Source organism: Bacteroides sp. AF34-31BH, assembly GCF_003602795.1.
GTDB classification, from domain to species: Bacteria; Bacteroidota; Bacteroidia; order Bacteroidales; family Bacteroidaceae; genus Bacteroides; species Bacteroides uniformis.
Map to the genome: position 1 here is coordinate 84,462 of NZ_QTLV01000012.1, position 21,567 is coordinate 106,028.

The window sequence follows — 21,567 nt, forward strand, 5'->3', positions numbered from 1 at the left end:
TCAACATGAAAAGCCTCCTTATTCAAACCTTTTGTTTATTATTCCTTTGCTTGGGCACGGTCCGTGCACAGCAATACCAACTTGCATCACCCAACGGAAAACTATCCGTTACGGTAGATGCCGGAGAAGCCCTCACCTGGCAGATAGCACACGACGGAACCACGGTGCTGCAACCCTCTGCCATCGCCCTGCAAGGCAGAGATGAAAAATCAGCCAAGAAAGCAATAACTTTCGGTAAAAATGTAAAAGTAATCCGTGCAGAACGCAAGTCCGTGGAGTCCTCCTTCCCCACTCCCCTCTATAAAAAAGCAAGTGTGAAGGATGTCTACAACCAGCTGACACTGAAATGCCGCGGAGGCTACAGCGTACAGTTCCGCGCATACGATGACGGCGCTGCCTACCGCTTCATTTCCGAACAGAACAAGCCGTTTATCGTCCTCAACGAAACTGCGGACTTCAATTTCGACAAGGATTACCAGGCATTTGTACCTTACATAAACGACAACCGCAACGGTGAGCGCTATTGCTTCTCTTTCGAGTCTTACTACGACGAAGCCCCGTTGTCCAAAATGCACACCGACTCACTCTCCATCACCCCACTGATGGTTTGCCTGGACGGAGGAAAGAAAGCCGTTATCATGGAAGCCGGATTGGAAAACTATCCCGGCATGTTCCTCACTGCAAATCCCCAGACACGTCAAGGAGTGCAGGCAGCATTTGCCCCCTATCCGCTGGAAGAAACAATCGGCGGACACAACCGGCTGAACCTGATACCGACAAAACGTGCAGACTACATCGCCCGTTGTGCCAAGCAGGAGCTCCCCTGGCGTGTGGTGCTCGTCACCGAAAAGGACACGCAGCTTGCCGACAATGACATGGCACAGCGTCTTGCCCCCGCCTGCCGCATCAAAGACATTTCCTGGATTAAACCCGGCAAAGTGGCTTGGGACTGGTGGAACACCTGCAACTTGACTGGCGTAGACTTCAAAGCCGGCATGAACACCCCGACTTATAAGGCATTCATCGACTTTGCCGCCGACAACAACCTGGAATATATCATCATCGATGACGGCTGGAGCGGAAACGAATCCTTATTGAAAGACCTGAATCCGGATATCGACTTAAAGGAACTGGTAGCCTACGGAAACCAGAAGGGCGTCGGCATCATTCTCTGGGCAAGCTGGCGAAACTCTGCCAAAGATACGGAAGCTGCATTCAGCCACTATGCACAGATGGGTATCAAAGGCTTCAAGATAGACTTCTTCGACCGTGACGACCAGCCACTGGTACAGTCTGTAGAACGTATTGTAGCCTGCGCCGCCGAGCACCGCCTGGTATTGGACCTGCATGGCCTCAAGCCATACGGTATACAGCGCACCTATCCCAACGTCCTGAACTTTGAAGGTGTAAAGGGATTGGAGAACGCCAAATGGGAACCGATAGTGAACGGAGCCCCCCTCCACAACTTCCCACGCTATGACGTGACTGCTCCCTACCTGCGTATGCTTATAGGCCCGATGGACTACACACCGGGAGCCACAATGAACGCAACCCGCGAAACCTTCCGTGCCGTCAACGACCATCCGATGAGCCAGGGTACGCGCGTCCACCAGATGGCGATGTACACCCTCTTCGAAGCCCCGCTGCAAATGCTTGCCGACAGCCCCAGCAAATATATGAAGGAGCAGGAATGCACGGACTTCATTGCCAAAGTGCCTACCGTTTTCGACGAGACCGTGGCACTGGACGGTGAAGTAGGCGAATACCTTACACTGGCACGCCGCAAGGGAGACGTCTGGTACATCGCCTCCATGACCGACTGGACACCACGCGACTGTACCATCGACCTTTCCTTCCTCGGAGAAGGAAGTTACGAAGCCGAAATCTTTTCCGACGGCATCAATGCCGACCGGGAAGCAACCGACTACAAGAAAGAAGTACGCACCGTGACCTCGGGAGACAAGCTGAACATACACATGGCACCCGGAGGAGGATGGACAGCACGGATATGGAAAAGATGATAGGGTGATAAAGTAATGACATGATAAGTGCAATAGGGTGACAGTTACGTTAAAAGTGCTGTCACCCTATTCCTTTATCACTTTTAACATACCTCTACGTGAACCTTTTATATCCTATCTTGTTTTTTCTCACAAAAGCCTAAGGTACCATAGGGCAGGAATTTATATTAAACCTAAACAATTATAAAAGTATGAAGAAATTTATTCCCCTATTATTAGCGGTCTTTGCAGTGACGCTTGCATCTTGCGAAAAAGACCCTGACATGGATAAGCTGGACAATAATTATCTGGTTTATACCAACTATGACAAGAAGGCGGATTTCAAAACCTTCGAAACTTATTACTTGCCGGACAGCATTCTGGTCATCGGTGATAAGGAAAACGCCGAATACTGGAAAGATGAGAATGCCCAGGAAATTCTCAGCGCTTATGTTGCTAACATGAACAGCCGCGGCTACATCCGTGTGGATGACCGGGAAGAAGCCGACCTTGGCTTGCAGGTAAGCTATGTCAGAAGTACCTATTACTTCACCGACTACGGACGTCCCGAATGGTGGTGGAACTATCCAGGCTACTGGGATGCTCCTTACTGGGGCAACTGGGGCGGATGGTATTATCCCTATGCCGTGAACTATTCCTACAGTACCGGTTCCTTTATCAGCGAATTGTTGAATCTGGAGGCGCCGCAAGGCCAGAGCGAGAAACTTCCTGTTCTGTGGACCAGCTATATGAGCGGCTTGCTGAGTGGTTCTACTTCTGTCAATACCAAACTTGCCGTGCAAGGTGTGAACCAAGCTTTCACTCAATCAACTTACCTGACTAACAAGTAGTGACAAGCTACGAGCTATAAGTGACAAATGACGGGTTACCCAATATTAAGGTAACAAGAATAATACGGCAGCATCCTTTCCGGACTGGGAAGTTGCCATTGAACCAAAAAACAAGAACAAAATATGAAAACAATAAAATATCTTTCCTTGAGAGTATTTGCGGTTGCCGCTCTTGCTCTCGTCTTCGCCCTACCGACGAAGGCACAGATGACCGATAACGGTTATGCCAATATCGACTGGCAATATAACTTTCCCCTCAGCAACAACTTCGCCGACAAATCAAGCGGCTGGGGTATGAATTTTGAAGGCGGTTACTTCCTGACAGACAATTTTGCATTGGGAGCTTTCTTGAACTACCATAGCAACCATGAGTATTTCGGTCGCCAGACACTTCCCGTAGGCGAAGGCGGCAGTCTGAATACCGACCAGCAGCACACTGCATTCCAGTTGCCTTTCGGTCTGGCCTCCCGCTATGTATGGAACCGTGGAGGTGCATTCCAGCCGTATGCCGGTGTAAAACTGGGTGCTGAATATGCACAGTTGAAGTCAACTTTCAACGTATTCGAAGCCAACAAAGATACATGGGGTTTCTATGTATCTCCTGAAATTGGTTTCAATGTGTATCCTTGGGCTTATGGACCGGGCTTGCATTTCGCAGCCTATTACAGCTACGGTACGAACAAAGGTGACCTCTTTACGTACAGCGTAGACGGTTTGAGCAATTTCGGTCTGCGCGTAGGTATTGCGTTCTGATAAGACACACACTTAAAGCTTAACAGATAGAATTTAATTGTTTCAAAATTGAAGAAGAAAAGAGCCTTTCCTGCGTGAGCAAGGGAGGCTCTTTTTAATTCTACCAGTTATTTTTTTCCTCCCAGCATCGCCTTATATACAGCTTCCTGAATCCTCGTCCTTATATCCAGCCTCATCAACTTGTTATTCCACACATCCGGATAGGTGCGGTTGCTCAAAAAGACATAAACCAAGCCGTTCTCCGGGTCTGTCCAGGCGCAAGTACCCGTGAAACCGGTATGACCATAGACAGAAGCAGGGGCAGACTCTGCGCAGGGACTCTTCTGGGGATTATGCCGGTCGGGCTTATCAAATCCCAGCCCCCGGCGGCTTATCCTTGAGACAGTGGTAGTAAATACCCTGCAGGTCTCCTTGCTCAAATAGCGTTTACCGTCCAGTTCACCCCCATTCAGCAACATCTGATAGACTTTTGCTACTTCTTCGGCAGTGGAGAACAGCCCGGCATTACCGGAAACGCCACCCTGAAAAGCTGCGGATTCATCATGTACAAATCCTTGCAAGGTAGTCTTACGCAAGAAAGGATCTGTTGATGAAGGTACAATATCTTCCTTCTTCAAGAAGCGCAGAGGAAGATACCCCGTACGCTCCAATCCCATCGGAGTATAGAATTCCTTGGCCAAATATTCGTCCATAGACATGCCGGTGCGCGCCTCGACCAACTGCTGCAACAAGATAAAGCCCACACAACTATAACGGTAACGTTTATCTCTAAGCGGAGTATCCACAATCTTCTGCAAGTACTCCTGCTTGAAAGAACGGTTCAGCCAAAGGCTGTCGGACACTTGCATCGTATATTCCGGTGTCTGCACCTTCGACGTCAGTCCCTGACGGAAGCGGAACTTAGGGTTCGCCCAAGTCTGCCGTCCGATGCGTGCGGAATGCCGGGCATCGGGACGTGCCTTGAACAAAGTGCCGGTGTAGCTCTCTTCATCAATCGCTTCCTGATAGAATAGCAAGGTAGAAGGTAGACCGGATTCATGCATCAGCAGTTCGCGTACCGTAATATTCTTCTTGTCCGTATCCTGTAGGAAAGGCAGATAATCCGACACCCGGTCTGTAAGATTGAGGCGTCCGCCATCGTACAACTTCATCACAGCAAGCAGCGTGGCTGTGGTCTTTGTCAGCGAAGCGATGTCGTATACATCCGTCTTCTTTACGGGAAGCGCCTTGCTTCCGGCCTCGTTCCAGACGTGGGTACCGAAAGCTTTATTATACATCTCCCTACCATCCTTCAGCACCACCACCTGGCAGCCGGGGTAAGCCCCTTCACGAATGCCTTCTTCAGCTATCTTGTCTATTTCAGCCAGCAGACGGGAATTCATACCATGCTCTTCGGGTACAAAGCGGGGGGCGCTTTGAGGAGTCAGCGTCACTCCCGCACCGGCAGCAAACCGACTACCGATACTGGCAGACAAGCGTCCCTCTGAACAAGCGCTGCCATAAACAATCCGGGCAACCTGCCGCTGTACCTCCTCGTTGGAGGAGTGTGCCAAAATCACCGCTTCAGCAGCAGCGTCCCCTTGTTTTATCTGCAATACCTGCTTGCCAGGAATAAAGAACAGATAAACCACCGGTACGTCAGGAGCGAACTTTGCAAAGAAATTCTGATAGGGCGTCAAACGGTGTTCGGTGACACAGACCAGAATACGTTTGTACTTGGCCAGCGCATTTCTCAAACGGTTCCCGTCAGCCTCCGGCAGATTCTTGCCCAAACGGAACTCCACAGGACGGGTATACTGCGACAGTTCCTTGAGGAACGGCTGGATTTCCTGCGCTTCTCCCACATTGAGCACGGCAACTTCACCGATGGAAGGGTCCAGCGGAAGTACCTCGTCCCGGTTATCCAGCACAGTGATGGCCGCCAAGTTCAGCCGGCGCATCAAATCACGCGTTTTCGGAGTATTGATGCGGGTCCCCAAACCTGAAAGCTGTACATGGGGTTTCTTTTCCAACCCAAGGGCATATTTATATTTCAGTACTTTACGGCATTTCGCCTCTATCTCTTTCTCTGTCAGCTCCCCTTTTTTCACAGCGGCAAGCACAGCCTCCACTTCTTCCTTAATACGCCGGGGGACAAGCAGCAAATCATTGCCGGCTTTCAGCGCCTGCAAACAGATGCTTTCATTGCCCGATACCCCTTTCATGGCAAGGGCATCCGTAAAGACAAGCCCCTGAAAGCCGAGGTCATTCACCAACAGACCGGAAACTACCTTACGCGAAAGCGAAGACGGGAGCCCCTTTTGCGGCTCTATGGTAGGCACCTCCAAGTGCCCCACCATCATTCCTCCCAATCCGGCACGAATGGCTTTTCTGAAAGGATAAAGCTCTATACTGTCCAGACGGGCACGGGTAAAAGGCAGCACGGGCAACGCCTTATGAGAATCAACATCCGTATCCCCATGCCCCGGAAAGTGCTTGCTGACAGAAAGTACACCACCATCCTCCAACCCTTTGGAGTAGGCAACAACCTTGTTCGCCACATTGAACGGACTTTCACCGAAGGAACGGGTATTGATAACCGGATTCTTGGGATTGATATTCACATCCGCTACGGGAGCAAAATTCACTTGCACCCCCAGTTCACGGCATTGGCGGGCCACCTCGCGCCCATATTCATAAATCAGTGTATCGTTCTGTATGCAGCCCAGCACCATGTTTCGCGGAAAGTTCGGAGTACCGCGAAGGCGCATAGCCAGCCCCCATTCACCGTCAAAGGTAATCATCAGCGGAACTTCTGCCATCCGCTGCGCCTCATTGGTCAACATCACCTGGTTCTGCATCAATCCGCCGGAAAATAACAGACCGCCTACCTTATAGTCCTCCACCACCTTACGCAGCAGTTCCTTGTTGGCCTTGTCCTGCTGGGGGGCAATCGTATAGATGAACAGTTGTCCGATGCGTTCTTTCAGAGTCAGACGCTGCATGACGGAATCCACCCACTGCCTGCACCGCACGTCACTGTTCAAGAGACGTACAAGCGAAGGGTCGTTCGGCGGCACCGGAGTAAACGGCATCGGGCCAAGCTGCGCTTTCAGAAGCGGACAAAGACAACACAATATAGTGATATAGGCAAGCAGGTATATTCTCTTCATTCCTTATAGATAGATTGTTTTTAGGGGATTTGCGGAATAATACTTTTATAAATCAATTCCTGGATATCTCTTCTTATATTCATGTCACCCAGTTTCGTGTTCCATACATTGGGGCACAAGCGGTTGCTGAGGAATACATACACTGTCTTGTTTTCCGGGTCCACCCAAGCACAAGTACCGGTAAATCCGGTATGTCCATATACCGCTTCCGGAGCGGAAGGGGCACAAGGGCTGCGCTTCACAATGGATACATCCGGCTTGTCGAATCCCAGACCGCGACGGCTGATGGCGGATTTCTCCGTCGTAAACAAACGGCAGGTTGCCTCACTCAAGAAACGCTTGCCATTGAATTCACCGCCGTTCAGCAACATTTGATAAACCTTTGCCACCTCTTCGGCCGTAGAGAAAAGTCCTGCATTACCGGACACCCCACCCATGCAGGCAGCAGTCTCGTCATGCACATATCCGCATATATCCTGGCGACGCAGGAAGTCATTGGATGCCGTGGGCATGATTTCCGCTTTGGTGAACTTCGTCAAAGGCAGAAACATAGTACGTTGCAATCCCATCGGGGCATAGAACTCACGGGCAAGGTACAAATCCATCGGCAGCTCCGTCACCTTCTCCACTACCTGCTGCAACAGCACGAAGCCAAGGTCGCTGTAAACATAACGTTTGCCGTCCAACTCGCACTTGGCTATTCGCTGAAGGATAGAATTCTTGAAACTCTTGTTCAGCCACATGCCATCTGCCATGTGCAGAGTATAGGCCGGTGTATTCTTGTCGGACACCATCCCTTTCCGGAACTTAAAATCGGAACAATAATAGCTATGCTCGCTTACCTGCGTACGATGCCACTCGTCCACCCAACTCTGGGAGTACGGACCGTGTACCGAATTCGGGTCTATGATGTCCAGGTAGAAGCGGATATAGGGAGGAAGCCCCGATTCGTGGAACAAAAGTTCGCGGATGGTAATGTTCCGCTTGTTGCCATTGCGCAAGAAGGGCAGATAAGCGGAAACCTTGTCATCCAGTTTTATCTTGCCCTCATCATACAGTTTCATGACGGCAAGCAACGTAGCCGTAGTCTTGGTCAGCGAAGCCAAATCAAAAAGGTCCGAAGAACGGACAGTAGTGGTATCCTTATCAGAGTGGGTTCCGAAGTCTTTGTCATATACCGGCAGTCCGTCTTTCCACACCAGCACGCGGCAACCGGGATAAGCTCCCGCTTCCAGTCCCTTCCGGGCAACGGCATCGATACTTTGCAGCACATACGATTTCATGCCGTAATCTTCCGGAACAGTCTTCCCCGGTTTCATGCCCGGCTCAATCATACAGCCCGTTCCCGCCGGAAACAGTTTACCGATACTCATCGACATTCTGCCACTGGCCGGCTTTTTGGCAAAAAGAACATCAGCCACGTATTGCTGCAAATCCGTCTCTGCCGAATGTGCCAGCACCACAGCGCTGGATTTGGCAAGTGCGGGCATCAGAGGTTGCAATGTACGGTAAGAGGTAAAAAAAGTATAGACCAGCGGAGCACGCAAGTTCAAGCCTTCCAGAAAGGCCACATCACGGTCGCTGACATAAGTCGAACCGGTGATGCTGATAACCACGCGACGGAAAGCAGCCAACTGCCCCTGCACTTCCTGCCAGAGAGCCTCATCGGCATTCCAAGGCAAGTGGAAATGGCTGATGCCTGCATTCTTTTTCATAGCTTCCACAAAGGGAGCATCTGCCTCCTTCTCTCCGATGCTGAGCACGGCAATATCACCTTCCACCGGTGCCAGCGGGAGGACATCGAAATAATTGTTCAATACAGTCACTGCCGAACGGCGCAACTTGGCAGCCAACGCCTGCGCTTCCTCCGTATTGATGCGATAGCTCATTCCGCTGACCCGAAGTTGCGGCTGGCGGTTTCTCAAGCCAAGCATATACTTGTACATCAATACCTTGCGGCACTTGGCATCAAGTTCGTCCTTACTCAGTTGTCCCGACTCCACTGCATCTACCAGCTCCTGCACCGCATTCTTCGTATTGAACTGTACCAGCACCATATCATTTCCCGCCAGCAGCGCTTTGGTAGTTACCTGCGGAATGGCAGACACACCCTTCATGTCCAAGGCATCGGTAAACACCAGCCCTTTAAAGCCGAGTTCATCCTTCAACAACCCGGTCACCACATTCCGCGACAAGGAAGAAGGAGTCACCCCGTCCGGGTCCAGCGCCTGCACTTGCAGATGGCCTACCATGACACCCCCCAATCCGGCACGTACCATTTCCTTGAAGGGATAAAGTTCCACACTGTCCAGGCGTGCACGGTCGTAGTGCAAGGCAGGAAGCGCCTTATGAGAATCCACATCCGTATCGCCATGCCCGGGGAAATGCTTGCAAACGGAAAGTATGCCCCCGCTTTCGAGCCCACGGCTGTATGCCACCACCTTTTCCGCCACCCGCTGCGGGTTCTCGCCAAAGGAGCGTACGTGTATCACCGGGTTCAGCGGATTCGTATTGACATCCGCATCGGGTGCAAAATTGACGTGTACCCCCAATTCGCGGAACTGGCGGGCCACCTCACGTCCATATTCTTCAATCAGGCCATTGTCCTCGATACATCCCAAGGCGGCATTACGGGGATAGTCCGGAGCGCCTTTCAGCCTCATTGACAGTCCCCACTCTCCATCGAAAGTAACCATAACGGGAATCTTGGCATCCTTCCGGGCCATATTGGTCAAGATAGCCTGCTCTTCCGGAGTACCTTCGGAAAACAGCAAGCCACCGACCTTGTATTTCTTTACCAGCTCGCGCATCTGCTTTTTCGTGGCCTTGTCTGCTCTGGCCGGAATGGTGGCAACGATGAGCTGCCCCACTTTTTCGTGTACATTCAGACCTGACAACACGGAGTCCACCCATTGCCGGCACCGGTTGTCTGCAGCCGAAGGAAGAAACGGGCCTCCCGTCTGGGCGTGAAGTGAAGATAATCCCAATATAAACAATCCTGCAACCCATAAAAGGAGGGTGAGTCTTTTCATCATGCTATTTTTCAGTTAAAGTAAGTACCATTTCTCCTACGTAGATGCCACTCTTTCCGGTGTGCAGCACGGGAACGCTCTTGCCGTCCGCATTCAGATAAACGGCAGGCTTTTCCATAAAAGTATGCGAATGTCCTCCCAAAATGACATCAATGCCACGCGTCTTGCCTACCAGGTTCTCGTCGGAAGCGCCTTCGGGATTTGCACTGCGGATACCCAAATGAGACATGCAAATCACAACCTCGCAATTCTCCTTCTCCCTGAGAAAGTCTGTCATTTCTTGGGCCACCTTTATCGGGTCGTTGTAGACAATGCCTATGCATTTATCCGCCTGCACCAGCCCTTCCATCTTAGGGGCCAGGCCGAAGATTCCGATTTTCACCCCTTCGCGCACCAAGGTGATATAAGGCTTCACCAGCCCTTCGAGTACCGTACCCGTCACGTCATAATTGGAACAGACCACGGGAAAATCCGCCATACGGAACAATTCCGCCATATTCTCAAGTCCGAAATCAAATTCATGATTACCTATCGTCATGGCATCATAGCCCATGAGGTTCATCATCTTGACCTCCAGCTCGCCTTTGAAAAAGTTATAATAAGGGGTGCCTTGCGAGATGTCTCCGCAATCCAGCAGCAACATATCCGGATGCTTGCCGCGAAACTGCTTTACAAAACCGGCACGGCGCACCACACCGCCCATCCCGGCATACTCGTCGGCAGCCTCGGCGCTGATGGGTTCTATACGGCTGTGCGTATCGCTGGTGTGCAGGATAAACAGTTGTTTTCCGGATTGGCCGGACGATACAGAATCGGCGGACACCAGGCAAAGGGGTTCTTCAGTAATGACACGCTCCTCTTGCTGTGCCGATGCGGGGAGCATGAAAAGCAGCAGGGCTGCCAAGGAATACATATGTTTCATAGAACTTCTGTTTTTTTAATGCTTACTCTTTAACGACCACTCTTCCCTCCATGCGCGAAGTCACCTTCTTGCCGGCTGCCGTCTGCTTCTCCACATACTTCATGAACAGACCGCGCAGTGTAGCCCCATCCGGGCACTCCCTTTTATCCGCCTGCAGGAAAGCCGTCATTCCATCGTTTCCATCAGCCAGATAATCAATCGTGGCAACCGTATAGTCACGGTCATCCTCCACCGGCTTGCCGGCAATGGAAGCCTGGAGCAGCTTGCCATCCTTGCTGATTTCCAACTGTATACCACTCACCCCTTCACCAAGTCTCACCGCAATGTTTTCAAACAAGTGCTTCATGGCAGAGCCTTTCATCGTCAGCACACAGAGCGAATTCTCAAAAGGCAATATCTCATAGATGTTTTCGGTAGTGATGTCTCCTTCCGTCAGGGAGTTCCGGATTCCACCGATATTGATTAGCCCCATATCGGCCGGTTTGCCCAGCACTTCCACCGCAGCCTCACGCAGTACATCTGCAATCAGATTGGATAAAAGGCTTTCGGGCCGGAATCTGTCCATCGACATTTCTGCGGTTCCCACCACATGATACATAACGCTGTCCATCCGGGCCTTGTAAGGCGCCAGCAGAGCCACGGCTTCGGCATCCGGCTCGGCATCCCAGACAGAGTTCATGGGAATTCTGCCTCCCTCTACCTTGGTCACTTCGTAGGAAGAATGGCAGGAAACCAATAGAAGCGCAACCGCCAACACTGCCCCCGCAAGGAGACTGAAAGTTTGTTTCTTCATATTCATTTAGTTTTAAATTGCTACAAATATACTTTTCTTTTGCGACTGAGCCACACAATTAACCGATTATTTAGACTTGCGTTTAGCAGAATGAAACGCTCAAAAATCATCCCAACTGGCGAAAAAAAGCTTGAAGCACTTGTGTATCTGGCAAATAATTCGTTCCTTTGCACCGCTTTCGCGCAATCGCTGTCAGGACACCAAGAGAGAAGCCTGGTATGTTGCGTTGTAACGATGAAACAATTTAATAATAAAAACAATGGATTTAATTAAAATTGCAGAAGAAGCATTTGCTACCGGAAAACAGCACCCGAGCTTCAAGGCAGGTGACACTGTAACAGTAGCATATCGTATTGTCGAGGGTAACAAGGAACGTGTACAGCTGTACCGTGGTGTTGTTATCAAGATTGCCGGACATGGAGACAAGAAGCGTTTTACAGTACGTAAGATGTCAGGAACCATAGGCGTAGAACGTATTTTCCCGATTGAATCACCGGCTATCGACAGCATCGAAGTGAACAAGGTGGGTAAAGTTCGTCGCGCTAAACTGTACTACCTGCGCGCTCTTACCGGTAAGAAAGCAAGAATCAAAGAAAAAAGAGTTAACGGTTAATTCCAGACTCCTATTTCGAAATAAAAAAGGGAAACTGACAATGTCGGTTTCCCTTTTTTAGTGATATACACAGTAGGCATACACACCATGCGATACTCTACTGCTACTCCCTCATTCAAAACATTGTAAGCCTGCGCTCCTTTCCTTTCACATAAGCCTTCCTTCTTGCTGATATGTTAGTTTATCAGCGCCCAACGGCCGTGAGACGCTCTGCTAACGACCGTCAACAAGGTGCTTTATGGCCGTTAGGCGAACGCCTCACGGCCGTTAAACAGCTCTCATATGCATAGCTTGCCTATACTGAATACCTATCTTATCCATACCAAAAACCTGACTTCCACCTATTATCGCACGGGCTTTTACGAAGTTAATACCGTGTTTGCAGGAAACCAATAGCTTGTTTACACGATATTGGCAAATTGCCCCATATCCTATTAATTTATTGTACTACAAGACATTAATAGATTATTTGGCGTAAATTTAAGGTGGAAGCAAAAGTTGCTTCCACCTTTTCAAGTTGCTTCCACAGCATCCGCAACCCCAATGAATAAAGGGATACAGAGAATGGGTGGAAGTGTGGAAGCAACTTGTGACATAACTTTATTGCTGAGGAATATGTGCCACCAAAGAAAAAAAGGTGTGTCGAAACTCTCATAAACTAAAAATCACCCTCGCCACAGATAGGTGTAGCGAGGGTGACTTCGATAGAAGGGGAGTTTTGACATATCCCCTCCTTTATCAGTTTCCCTAATATTGATTACTTGATATCTCTCAGCTCCCAGCCCAACGCACTGGCACCCAGCACTGCAGCATCAGAGTCCTTCAACTCGGAAGCCAGCAACTTGGTCTTACCTTTGTAGATATTCAATACATTGTCGTCAATAGCTTTCTGGATAGGCTTGAAGATATAGTCTCCCGCTTTTGCCAGACCACCGAACAACACGATAGCTTCCGGACTGGAGAAAGCGATGAAGTCAGCCAAAGCCTCACCCAAGATGGTTCCGGTAAACTCAAAGATGTCTTGAGCAATCTTGTCACCCTTCACCGCTGCATCATACACATCCTTGGAAGTAATGTTTTCTGCCGGAATGTCGCGCAACAAACTCGGTTCGGTACTCTTGGTCAGGAACTCACGGGCAGAACGTGCCACACCCGTAGCTGAGCAGTAAGTTTCCAGACAACCGTGGCGTCCGCATCCGCAGAGACGACCGTTTTCACGACGGATAATAGTATGTCCCAACTCTCCGGCAAAACCGTCATGGCCATATACCATCTGACCGTTAATAACGATACCGCTACCTACACCGGTGCCAAGAGTTATCATGATAAAGTCTTTCATACCACGAGCCGCACCGTAAGTCATTTCACCGATACCGGCAGCATTGGCGTCGTTTGTCAAAGCGGTAGGGATACCCAAGCGCTCTTCAAACATGGCAGCCAAAGGAATTACACCCTTCCAGGGAAGGTTCGGGGCAAACTCAATAGTACCGCTGTAATAGTTTCCGTTAGGAGCACCGATACCGATACCTTTTATCTTGTCTACTCCACCGTTGGCAATAATGAGCGGCAACAGATTCTTGCAAACTTCGTCTACGTAATCATTGACGTCCTCATAAGCTCCGGTTTTGATGGAACTGCTTGCAATAATAGTTCCGCGTGCGTCTACAATACCAAAGACGGTGTTTGTTCCGCCTATGTCAATGCCCACTACATAGGGCTTTTCCATGTTTGAATTCATGATATTACTTTTGTTTAAAGGGTTAGTTAATCACATTCATGGTTACAAAAATCACAAAGAAAAACGACACTGCAAAATCTTTTTTTAAAAAAGTTTGCAACTTTTGCAACTTTTCGTAGCATTGCTGCGTCTAATAGTGAAAATTAATAAGAGTAAAGCAATAAACAGGGAAAACAGTGATACAACTAAAAGACATTAACAAGACCTACAACAACGGAGCACCGCTGCATGTGCTCAAAGGTATCAACCTCGACATTCAGAAAGGCGAATTTGTTTCCATCATGGGCTCATCGGGTTCGGGAAAGTCCACTTTACTCAATATACTGGGTATTCTGGATAGTTACGACACGGGGGAATATTATCTGAACGGTACCCTCATCAAGAACCTCAGCGAAACGAAGGCAGCCGAGTACCGCAACCGTATGATTGGTTTCATCTTCCAGTCCTTCAATCTCATTTCCTTCAAGAATGCAGTGGAGAATGTGGCGCTTCCTCTCTTTTATCAAGGAGTGAGCCGCCGCAAACGTAATGCGCTGGCACTGGAATATCTGGACCGCCTGGGGCTGAAAGAGTGGGCACACCACATGCCAAATGAGATGTCCGGTGGACAGAAACAACGTGTAGCCATCGCCCGTGCCCTCATTACCCAACCGCAGATTATCCTTGCCGATGAACCTACCGGCGCGCTCGACAGCAAGACTTCCGTAGAGGTGATGCAGATTCTAAAGGAACTGCACGATACGGGCATGACCATCGTAGTCGTGACCCACGAAAGCGGTGTTGCCAACCAGACGGACAAGATTATCCATATCAAAGACGGTATCATAGGTAGCATCGAGACGAATCTGAACCACGATGCAAGCCCGTTCGGAAAAGACGGATTCATGAAATAATAAAGGAAGAGCCCCCTCCCCCTTTAATTTTTAATTCTTAATTTTTAATTATCAATGATAGACCTTTGGCAAGAAATATACGGAACCATCAAACGCAACAAACTGCGTACATTCCTGACGGGCTTTGCCGTGGCATGGGGAATCTTCATGCTCATCGTGCTGCTCGGAGCCGGAAACGGTATCATACATGCCTTCGAGCAAAATGCGTCGGAGCGTGCCTTGAACTCTATCCGCATCTTCCCCGGCTGGACCACCAAGTCATACGACGGTCTGAAAGAAGGACGCCGCGTCCAACTGGACAACCGGGACATGGATGACACGGAGAAGCAATTCACTGAAAATGTCATCAGTGCCGGTGCCACCGTGCGTCAAAGTAATGTAAACGTCAGCTTCGGACAAGAATATATCAATATCTCTCTGCTGGGCGTATATCCCAACTACACCGAAGTGGAAACCGTGAAAACAGCGGACGGACGTTTCATCAACTACAACGACCTGAAAGACCGACGTAAAGTCATCATCCTCCATAAGAAATCTGCAGATATCCTTTTCGGAAAAACGCATACTGAACCCATCGGACAATTTGTCAATGCCAGTGGAGTGGCCTATCAAGTAGTAGGCCTCTACAATGACCAGGGAGACCGCGAGGCAAACGAAGCGTATATCCCCTTCTCCACCTTGCAGACCATCTATAATAAAGGAGACAAGCTGAATAACATCATCTTTACAACCAAGAACCTGCACAGCATAGAAAGTAACGAAGCCTTTGAAAAAGAATACCGCAAGGCTATTGCCACCAATCACCGCTTTGACCCCACAGATGAGAGCGCCATATGGATATGGAATCGTTTCACCAACTATCTGCAGACACAGAATGCAATGGGTATCCTCCGGACTGCAATCTGGGTTATCGGTATCTTCACACTGTTGAGTGGGATTGTCGGCGTGTCGAACATAATGCTGATTACCGTGAAAGAACGTACCCGGGAATTTGGTATCCGTAAGGCATTGGGAGCAAAACCTTTCTCCATCCTTTGGCTGATTATTGTGGAAAGCGTGACTATCACTACGCTATTCGGTTATATCGGTATGGTGGCAGGCATCGGGGTGACGGAATGGATGAACTCTGCTTTCGGTAGCCAGACGATGGATGCCGGCATGTTCCAGCAGACCATGTTCTCCGATCCCACCGTAGACCTCAGTATTGCTATCCAAGCTACCCTGACCCTTATCATAGCGGGTACGTTGGCTGGGTTCTTCCCGGCTAAGAAAGCGGTAAGTATCAGTCCTATTGAAGCACTTAGAGCAGATTAAAGATTATGAGAATAGACATAGATACGTGTGAGGAAATCCTCATCACAATAACAAGGAACAAAACGAGAAGCCTGCTTACGGCGTTCGGCGTATTCTGGGGTATCTTTATGCTGGTGGCGCTTATCGGTGGCGGCCAGGGCATGCAGGAAGAACTAAAATCCCAGTTCGAAGGATTTGCAACCAACTCGGGCTTTATCGCTGCACAAAAGACAAGCGAGGCTTATAAAGGTTTTCGCAAAGGACGATGGTGGGATTTGGAGATGGAAGATGTAGACCGTGTACGCAATGTGGACGGTGTGGCGCTTGCCACGCCTTCCATTGCCTTATGGGGACAAGTGGCTGTCTACGGAGACAACAAGTACGACTGTAGTGTGAAAGGCTTGTATCCCGAATATGAACAGATAGAACATCAAGAGATGACCTATGGACGTTTCATCAATGATGTCGACATTAAAGAGTCGCGTAAAGTGTGTGTAATCGGCAAACGTGTTTATGAAAGCCTCTTCAAACCCGGTGAAGACCCCTGCGGCAAATATGTCCGGGTAAATGGTATCTATTACCGGGTTATCGGAATGTGTTCATCCGAAGGCAATGTCAATATACAAGGGCAGGCCTCTGAAGCCATTACATTGCCTTTTTCCACCATGCAACAGACCTACAACCTCGGAAAGAAACTGCATGTAGTATGTTTCATCATGAAACCGGGAGTAAAAGTGAAAGACGTGCAGCCCGAAGTGGAACGTCTTGTAAAAGCAGCGCACTACATTGCTCCCGATGACAAACAAGCCGTCATGCTTCTGAATGCGGAAGCTATGTTCTCCATGATGGACAACCTGATGATTGGAGTGCGCTTTCTAATCTGGATGGTAGGTTTGGGGACGCTGTTTGCCGGAGCTATCGGCGTATCGAATATCATGATGGTAACCGTCAAGGAGCGCACAACGGAAATAGGCATACGCCGCGCCATAGGTGCCCGTCCTAAAGACATTCTGCAACAAATTCTTTCGGAAAGCATGGTGCTGACCACTATAGCGGGTATGGCAGGTATTTCTTTTGCCGTATTTGTACTGCAAATACTTGAAAAGGCCGCCAATGACCCTGGAGTTATCAAAACCCACTACCAGGTTTCATTCGGACTGGCTATCGGAACCTGTATCCTCCTCATCGCATTAGGAGTGCTTGCCGGACTGGCACCTGCCTATCGCGCCATGGCAATCAAGCCAATTGAAGCCATCAGGGATGAATAAACTTATAGAGAGACCACTAACCGTAAGCCATGAAATAATGGCTATATCAATCGTAAATAATTAAATCGTAAATATAAGATGAAAACAAAGAAGTTTCTGAAAATCGCATTATTGGTAGTAATTGCTGCCTTATTCATTTGGACATTCGTTTTTCTGTACCAGAAGTCCCAACCTAAAGTAACAGTATACGAAACGATAGTTCCGGAAGTGACAGACCTTGAAAAGACTACCGTAGCCACCGGCAAAGTGGAACCGAGAGATGAAGTCCTTATCAAGCCGCAGATTTCCGGTATCATTGCCGAAGTATACAAGGAAGCAGGACAAAGTGTGAAGCAAGGGGAAGTGCTTGCCAAAGTAAAGGTGATACCCGAACTGGGACAATTGAACTCTGCCGAAAGCCGCGTACGATTGGCGGAAATCAACGCTGCCCAAGCCGAAACGGATTTCGCCCGTACCCAGAAACTGTACAACGACAAGCTTATCAGCGCTGAAGAGTACGAAAAAGGGGAAGTAAGCGTGAAGCAGGCACGCGAGGAACTGCAGACAGCAAAAGATAACCTGGAAATTGTAAAGGAAGGCATCACCAAGAACAGCGCCTCTTTCAGTAGTACCCTGATCCGTTCCACCATTACCGGTCTGATTCTGGATGTACCCATCAAAGTCGGTAACTCGGTTATCATGAGTAACACTTTCAATGACGGAACCACCATCGCTACCGTTGCCAACATGAACGATTTGATTTTCCGCGGCAACATTGACGAAACGGAAGTGGGCCGTGTGCACGAAGGCATGCCGGTGAAACTAACAATCGGCGCCCTGCAGAATCTTTCGTTCGATGCCACACTGGAATACATATCTCCGAAGGGTGTGGAAGAAAACGGTGCCAACCAGTTTGAAATCAAAGCTGCCATTGCCGCACCGGACAGCGTACAGATACGTTCCGGCTATTCTGCCAACGCAGAAATCGTATTGGACCGTGCCCAGAAAACGCTTGCCGTACCGGAAAGTACCATTGAATTCAATGGTGACAGCACCTTTGTATACGTAATGACGGACAGCGTACCGGTACAGAAGTTCGAACGCCGCCCCATCCAGGTCGGCATGAGTGACGGCATAAAGATTGCCATCAAAAGCGGTATCAGTGCCCAGGATAAGATTCGCGGTGCAGAGAAAAAGGATTAACAAACGGAATAGCTTAAAAAGATATACGATATGAATAAAAAGATATTCTTATACCTCGCAATATTCGGCAGTATCTCAGTGCAGGCGCAGGAACGATGGTCTTTACGCCAATGCATAGACTATGCCATCGAGCATAACATCAGTATCCGCCAGACAGCCAACGCTGCCGAACAGAGTGCTGTCGAAGTAAATACAGCCAAATGGGCACGACTGCCGAACCTGAATGCCAGTGCCGGCCAGAGCTGGAACTGGGGACGTACGCAAACAGCCATCAAAAATGAGGATACGGGAGACTATTCCACTGTATACGTCAACACCAGCAGCCACGGCACTAATATGTCTGTCAATACCAGCATACCTATCTTTACCGGTCTGGAAATTCCCCACCAGTATGCATTGGCCAAACTAAACCTCAAAGCTGCCATTGCCGACCTGGACAAAGCCAAGGAAGACATTGCCATCAATATAGCTTCGGCCTACCTTCAGGTGCTGTTCAATGAAGAGCTCCACCAGGTGGCGTTGGGACAAGTGCAATTGAGCAAAGAGCAATATGTCCGCATCAGCCGGCTTGCCGACTTGGGAAAAGCCTCTCCGGCAGAACTGGCAGAAGCCAAAGCACGTGTGGCACAAGACGAGATGAATGTAGTGCAGACAAACAACAACTATAAGTTGGCCCTGCTCGACCTTAGCCAGCTTATCGAACTGGCAACACCGGAAGGGTTCAATCTGGAATCTCCGGCAGTCAATCTGGATTTAGTCCCTCTCACTCCTCCGGATGAGATATTCCAAACAGCCATGGTGAGTAAGGCTTCCATACAAGCTGCACAGTTCCGCTTGGAAGGCAGTAAACACAATATCCGTATTGCCCAGAGCAACTACTACCCGCAACTGAGCCTGAACGGTAGCCTCGGTACGAATTACTATTCTACCATCGACCGTACTTTCAGCCAGCAGATGAACGATAACTTCAACAAATATGTAGGATTCAACCTCAGCGTACCTATTTTCAACCGTCTCTCTACCCGTAACCGGGTACGCACGGCACGCCTGCAACGTGAAAACTATGCCTTGCAATTGGATAATGCCAAGAAGACACTTTATAAAGAAATCCAACAAGCATGGTACAACGCCGCTGCTGCCGAAAGCAAATATACCAGTAGCCATACAGCCACCGTTGCCAGCGAAGAGTCTTTCAAGCTGATGAGCGAAAAGTATGAGAACGGAAAAGCAAATGCCGTAGAATACAATGAAGCAAAACAGAACCTTATGAAATCCCAATCAGACGAATTGCAAGCCAAGTATGACTATCTGTTCCGTACCAAGATTCTGGATTTCTATAAGGGAGAACCGATTGAATAAAAAAAGAAGTATAATTTTAGTTGTTGTGTTTGATTCTCCCCTCTCCCTGCCTCCAGGCTGACAAGAGGGGAGTTTTTTGTTCTTCTATCTCCTTTCCGAAGAGCGGGAAGAGCTACTGCCGGTAGAACTGCGGGTAGTGCTTGAAAAGCTGCTGCGACGGCTTTCGGAACTCCGTACGCCGGAAGCATTTCTTCTTTCCTTGCTTGCCGTCTTTACCCTGCTACGGCTGGGGCTCTTATCATTATTTTTAGTTCTTGTGGTTTCTATTTTCTCTTTACTCGACTTTCTGCCACTATCCACACTACTACGTCGCGTACTGCTGTTACGTGTACCTGTGCTAATGCGATTATTACTACTGTTGCTACGTCGCGTGGTATATACATCATCCCTGCCTGCCGGACGCTTATGCGAATTAGGGCGGATGTTCACCGAACCGAAATCTGAACGGCGGCTAGTGTGGTACGACTTATCATTCCGAATACTCCACGAACCAGTATAGTGCGGATGATGGTAACGACCGCGATAATAGCTGTTGTGATAGTGCGTACGATAATGCCCACCGCAATATGTACGGTAATGATACGGCCGCGGGAAATAGAAATGATTATGGTTGGTGTAAGTGATGTAAACCCTAAAAGACCAACGACCACCACTTACATAAACCGGACGGTAAAAATAGGCGGCCTGCATGAAACGGCCGTACTGCCGGTTATTCAGCACCCATCGAAGGTCGTCATTGCGCACATCCAGATAATCGTAATAGCGATTCAAGGCCCATTCCTCCCCCCGAAGAACGTCATCCATCAGATAACGTATACCGGAAATGAAATCATAGTTTATTTCGTACACGTCATTATACTGTTCTGTACTCAGGTTCAATTCATAGGCCATCTTGTCCGTAAGAAAACGGGTCTCTTTACGCACTTTGCTGTTGCTCATTGCCGCACTACAAACAGCTGTACTCATCATAGCGGCAAGAAATATAAATATAATCCGTTTCATAATCCCTCCTTTTTTTAGTTATTCTTCTCATGATATTGTTTGATGAAGGCATTTATCTCGTTCTTGTCCGACGAGAAGGTCAGCTTGTCTATCGCATAATAGAAATTCGGTTTATCGGCTATTTTAGGATAAATCTTCTTCATCAACTGCTTCTTTTCACTGTCGAAACGATAAAAATCCATCAGACGGATACACTGGTCAGTAGTGAACCAAGAGGTCAGCAAGGCATGGTCGAGCACTTCCTTACGGTCTGAATCGAAACTCTGTTTTTCCATCAGCCCCATAAACTGTTCGAAGGCAGATGGTGACATCACCGGTTCATGCTGCTCGCCTCCTAACGGTCTGTCACCGGGTCTGCCAGGCTTGTGATGATTAGAAGTACCCCAGTTTCCACCAGGTCTTTTGTCCTCTGGAATGAAAATATCTTCCACTTCATTGATGGAGCAATGCACACGTTCATCATATAGGAGTTTTCCTCTTCGGGAATTCTCCCCACGGGATGGCGCTTCATAAACCTCTACCCGACAACTACCACGCAGATTGGCTACAAAACAACTGAAAGTAGGCAGGCAAACCTGCTGTCCGTCGACCAGTACCAGCACTCTACGATATGGACTTTCTATACGGATTCCGTCTATGGGCGCCGCTTTTATTGCGGGAAACGCTACCAGAACTAGACAAACACTTAATATCAAATGACGTATCATGACTTTTCT

16 protein-coding genes are annotated in these 21,567 nt (G+C 49.0%); 9 read left to right on the forward strand and 7 right to left on the reverse strand.

Going from position 1 to position 21,567, the window contains the following annotated elements; all coding sequences use genetic code 11:
- The first annotated feature begins 5 nt into the window (after positions 1-5).
- The 3 genes from DWZ67_RS16165 (at position 6) to DWZ67_RS16175 (ending at position 3,604) form a co-directional block, all read left to right on the forward strand.
- A complete protein-coding gene (locus DWZ67_RS16165) occupies positions 6-2,021 on the forward strand; it encodes a glycoside hydrolase family 97 protein (protein ID WP_117749637.1) in 2,016 nt (671 codons plus the stop codon).
- Between the two features lie 191 nt (positions 2,022-2,212).
- Positions 2,213-2,851 (forward strand): DUF4136 domain-containing protein, encoded by a 639-nt coding sequence (locus DWZ67_RS16170; protein ID WP_005834796.1) that lies wholly within the window; start codon positions 2,213-2,215, stop codon positions 2,849-2,851.
- Positions 2,852-2,974: 123 nt separating this feature from the next.
- A complete protein-coding gene (locus DWZ67_RS16175) occupies positions 2,975-3,604 on the forward strand; it encodes an outer membrane beta-barrel protein (RefSeq protein ID WP_005834794.1) in 630 nt (209 codons plus the stop codon).
- Positions 3,605-3,711: 107 nt separating this feature from the next.
- Here DWZ67_RS16175 and DWZ67_RS16180 read toward each other — a convergent pair whose 3' ends face one another.
- Genes DWZ67_RS16180 through DWZ67_RS16195 form a run of 4 tightly spaced genes read right to left on the reverse strand, consistent with a single transcriptional unit; the run spans position 3,712 to position 11,503 of the window.
- The gene (locus DWZ67_RS16180) at positions 3,712-6,756 is read right to left on the reverse strand and encodes a glycoside hydrolase family 3 N-terminal domain-containing protein (protein ID WP_005825051.1); all 3,045 of its coding nucleotides are present in this window, start codon (positions 6,754-6,756) and stop codon (positions 3,712-3,714) included.
- Positions 6,757-6,776: 20 nt separating this feature from the next.
- On the reverse strand, positions 6,777-9,791 hold the full coding sequence (locus DWZ67_RS16185) for a glycoside hydrolase family 3 N-terminal domain-containing protein (RefSeq protein WP_120139304.1): 3,015 nt from the start codon (positions 9,789-9,791) through the stop codon (positions 6,777-6,779).
- A gap of 1 nt (position 9,792) precedes the next feature.
- On the reverse strand, positions 9,793-10,710 hold the full coding sequence (locus DWZ67_RS16190) for a bifunctional metallophosphatase/5'-nucleotidase (RefSeq protein WP_008662892.1): 918 nt from the start codon (positions 10,708-10,710) through the stop codon (positions 9,793-9,795).
- 22 nt (positions 10,711-10,732) lie between these two features.
- Positions 10,733-11,503: a 5'-nucleotidase C-terminal domain-containing protein gene (locus DWZ67_RS16195; RefSeq protein ID WP_016273980.1), complete on the reverse strand. Its 771-nt coding sequence runs from the start codon at positions 11,501-11,503 to the stop codon at positions 10,733-10,735.
- Between the two features lie 259 nt (positions 11,504-11,762).
- On the opposite strand from DWZ67_RS16195, the gene rplS reads away from it, so the two are divergent.
- Positions 11,763-12,116: a 50S ribosomal protein L19 gene (gene rplS, locus DWZ67_RS16200; protein ID WP_004292313.1), complete on the forward strand. Its 354-nt coding sequence runs from the start codon at positions 11,763-11,765 to the stop codon at positions 12,114-12,116.
- A 757-nt stretch (positions 12,117-12,873) separates the two neighbouring features.
- Here rplS and DWZ67_RS16205 read toward each other — a convergent pair.
- A complete protein-coding gene (locus DWZ67_RS16205; protein WP_005825067.1) occupies positions 12,874-13,854 on the reverse strand; it encodes an ROK family protein in 981 nt (326 codons plus the stop codon).
- A 176-nt stretch (positions 13,855-14,030) separates the two neighbouring features.
- On the opposite strand from DWZ67_RS16205, the gene DWZ67_RS16210 reads away from it, so the two are divergent.
- The 5 genes from DWZ67_RS16210 to DWZ67_RS16230 all read left to right on the forward strand — a co-directional run bounded on the left by DWZ67_RS16210 (position 14,031) and on the right by DWZ67_RS16230 (position 19,849).
- Positions 14,031-14,747 carry an ABC transporter ATP-binding protein gene (locus DWZ67_RS16210; RefSeq protein ID WP_005825069.1) on the forward strand — a complete coding sequence of 239 codons (717 nt, stop codon included), beginning with the start codon at positions 14,031-14,033 and terminating at the stop codon, positions 14,745-14,747.
- A 54-nt stretch (positions 14,748-14,801) separates the two neighbouring features.
- Complete coding sequence (locus tag DWZ67_RS16215; protein ID WP_005825072.1) at positions 14,802-16,061, forward strand: ABC transporter permease; 1,260 nt, start codon at positions 14,802-14,804, stop codon at positions 16,059-16,061.
- A 5-nt stretch (positions 16,062-16,066) separates the two neighbouring features.
- Positions 16,067-17,308 carry an ABC transporter permease gene (locus tag DWZ67_RS16220; RefSeq protein ID WP_005825074.1) on the forward strand — a complete coding sequence of 414 codons (1,242 nt, stop codon included), beginning with the start codon at positions 16,067-16,069 and terminating at the stop codon, positions 17,306-17,308.
- Positions 17,309-17,386: 78 nt separating this feature from the next.
- Positions 17,387-18,490: an efflux RND transporter periplasmic adaptor subunit gene (locus DWZ67_RS16225; RefSeq protein WP_005834785.1), complete on the forward strand. Its 1,104-nt coding sequence runs from the start codon at positions 17,387-17,389 to the stop codon at positions 18,488-18,490.
- A gap of 30 nt (positions 18,491-18,520) precedes the next feature.
- The gene (locus DWZ67_RS16230; RefSeq protein ID WP_057256140.1) at positions 18,521-19,849 is read left to right on the forward strand and encodes a TolC family protein; all 1,329 of its coding nucleotides are present in this window, start codon (positions 18,521-18,523) and stop codon (positions 19,847-19,849) included.
- Between the two features lie 84 nt (positions 19,850-19,933).
- Here DWZ67_RS16230 and DWZ67_RS16235 read toward each other — a convergent pair whose 3' ends face one another.
- Together DWZ67_RS16235 and DWZ67_RS16240 are read right to left on the reverse strand one after the other, a co-directional pair.
- Entirely contained in the window at positions 19,934-20,851 is a 918-nt protein-coding gene (locus DWZ67_RS16235) for a hypothetical protein (RefSeq protein WP_057256141.1), read from the reverse strand.
- 14 nt (positions 20,852-20,865) lie between these two features.
- Positions 20,866-21,558, reverse strand: coding sequence for a DUF4476 domain-containing protein (locus DWZ67_RS16240; RefSeq protein WP_022400895.1), 693 nt, complete (start codon positions 21,556-21,558; stop codon positions 20,866-20,868).
- Positions 21,559-21,567 lie beyond the last annotated feature (9 nt).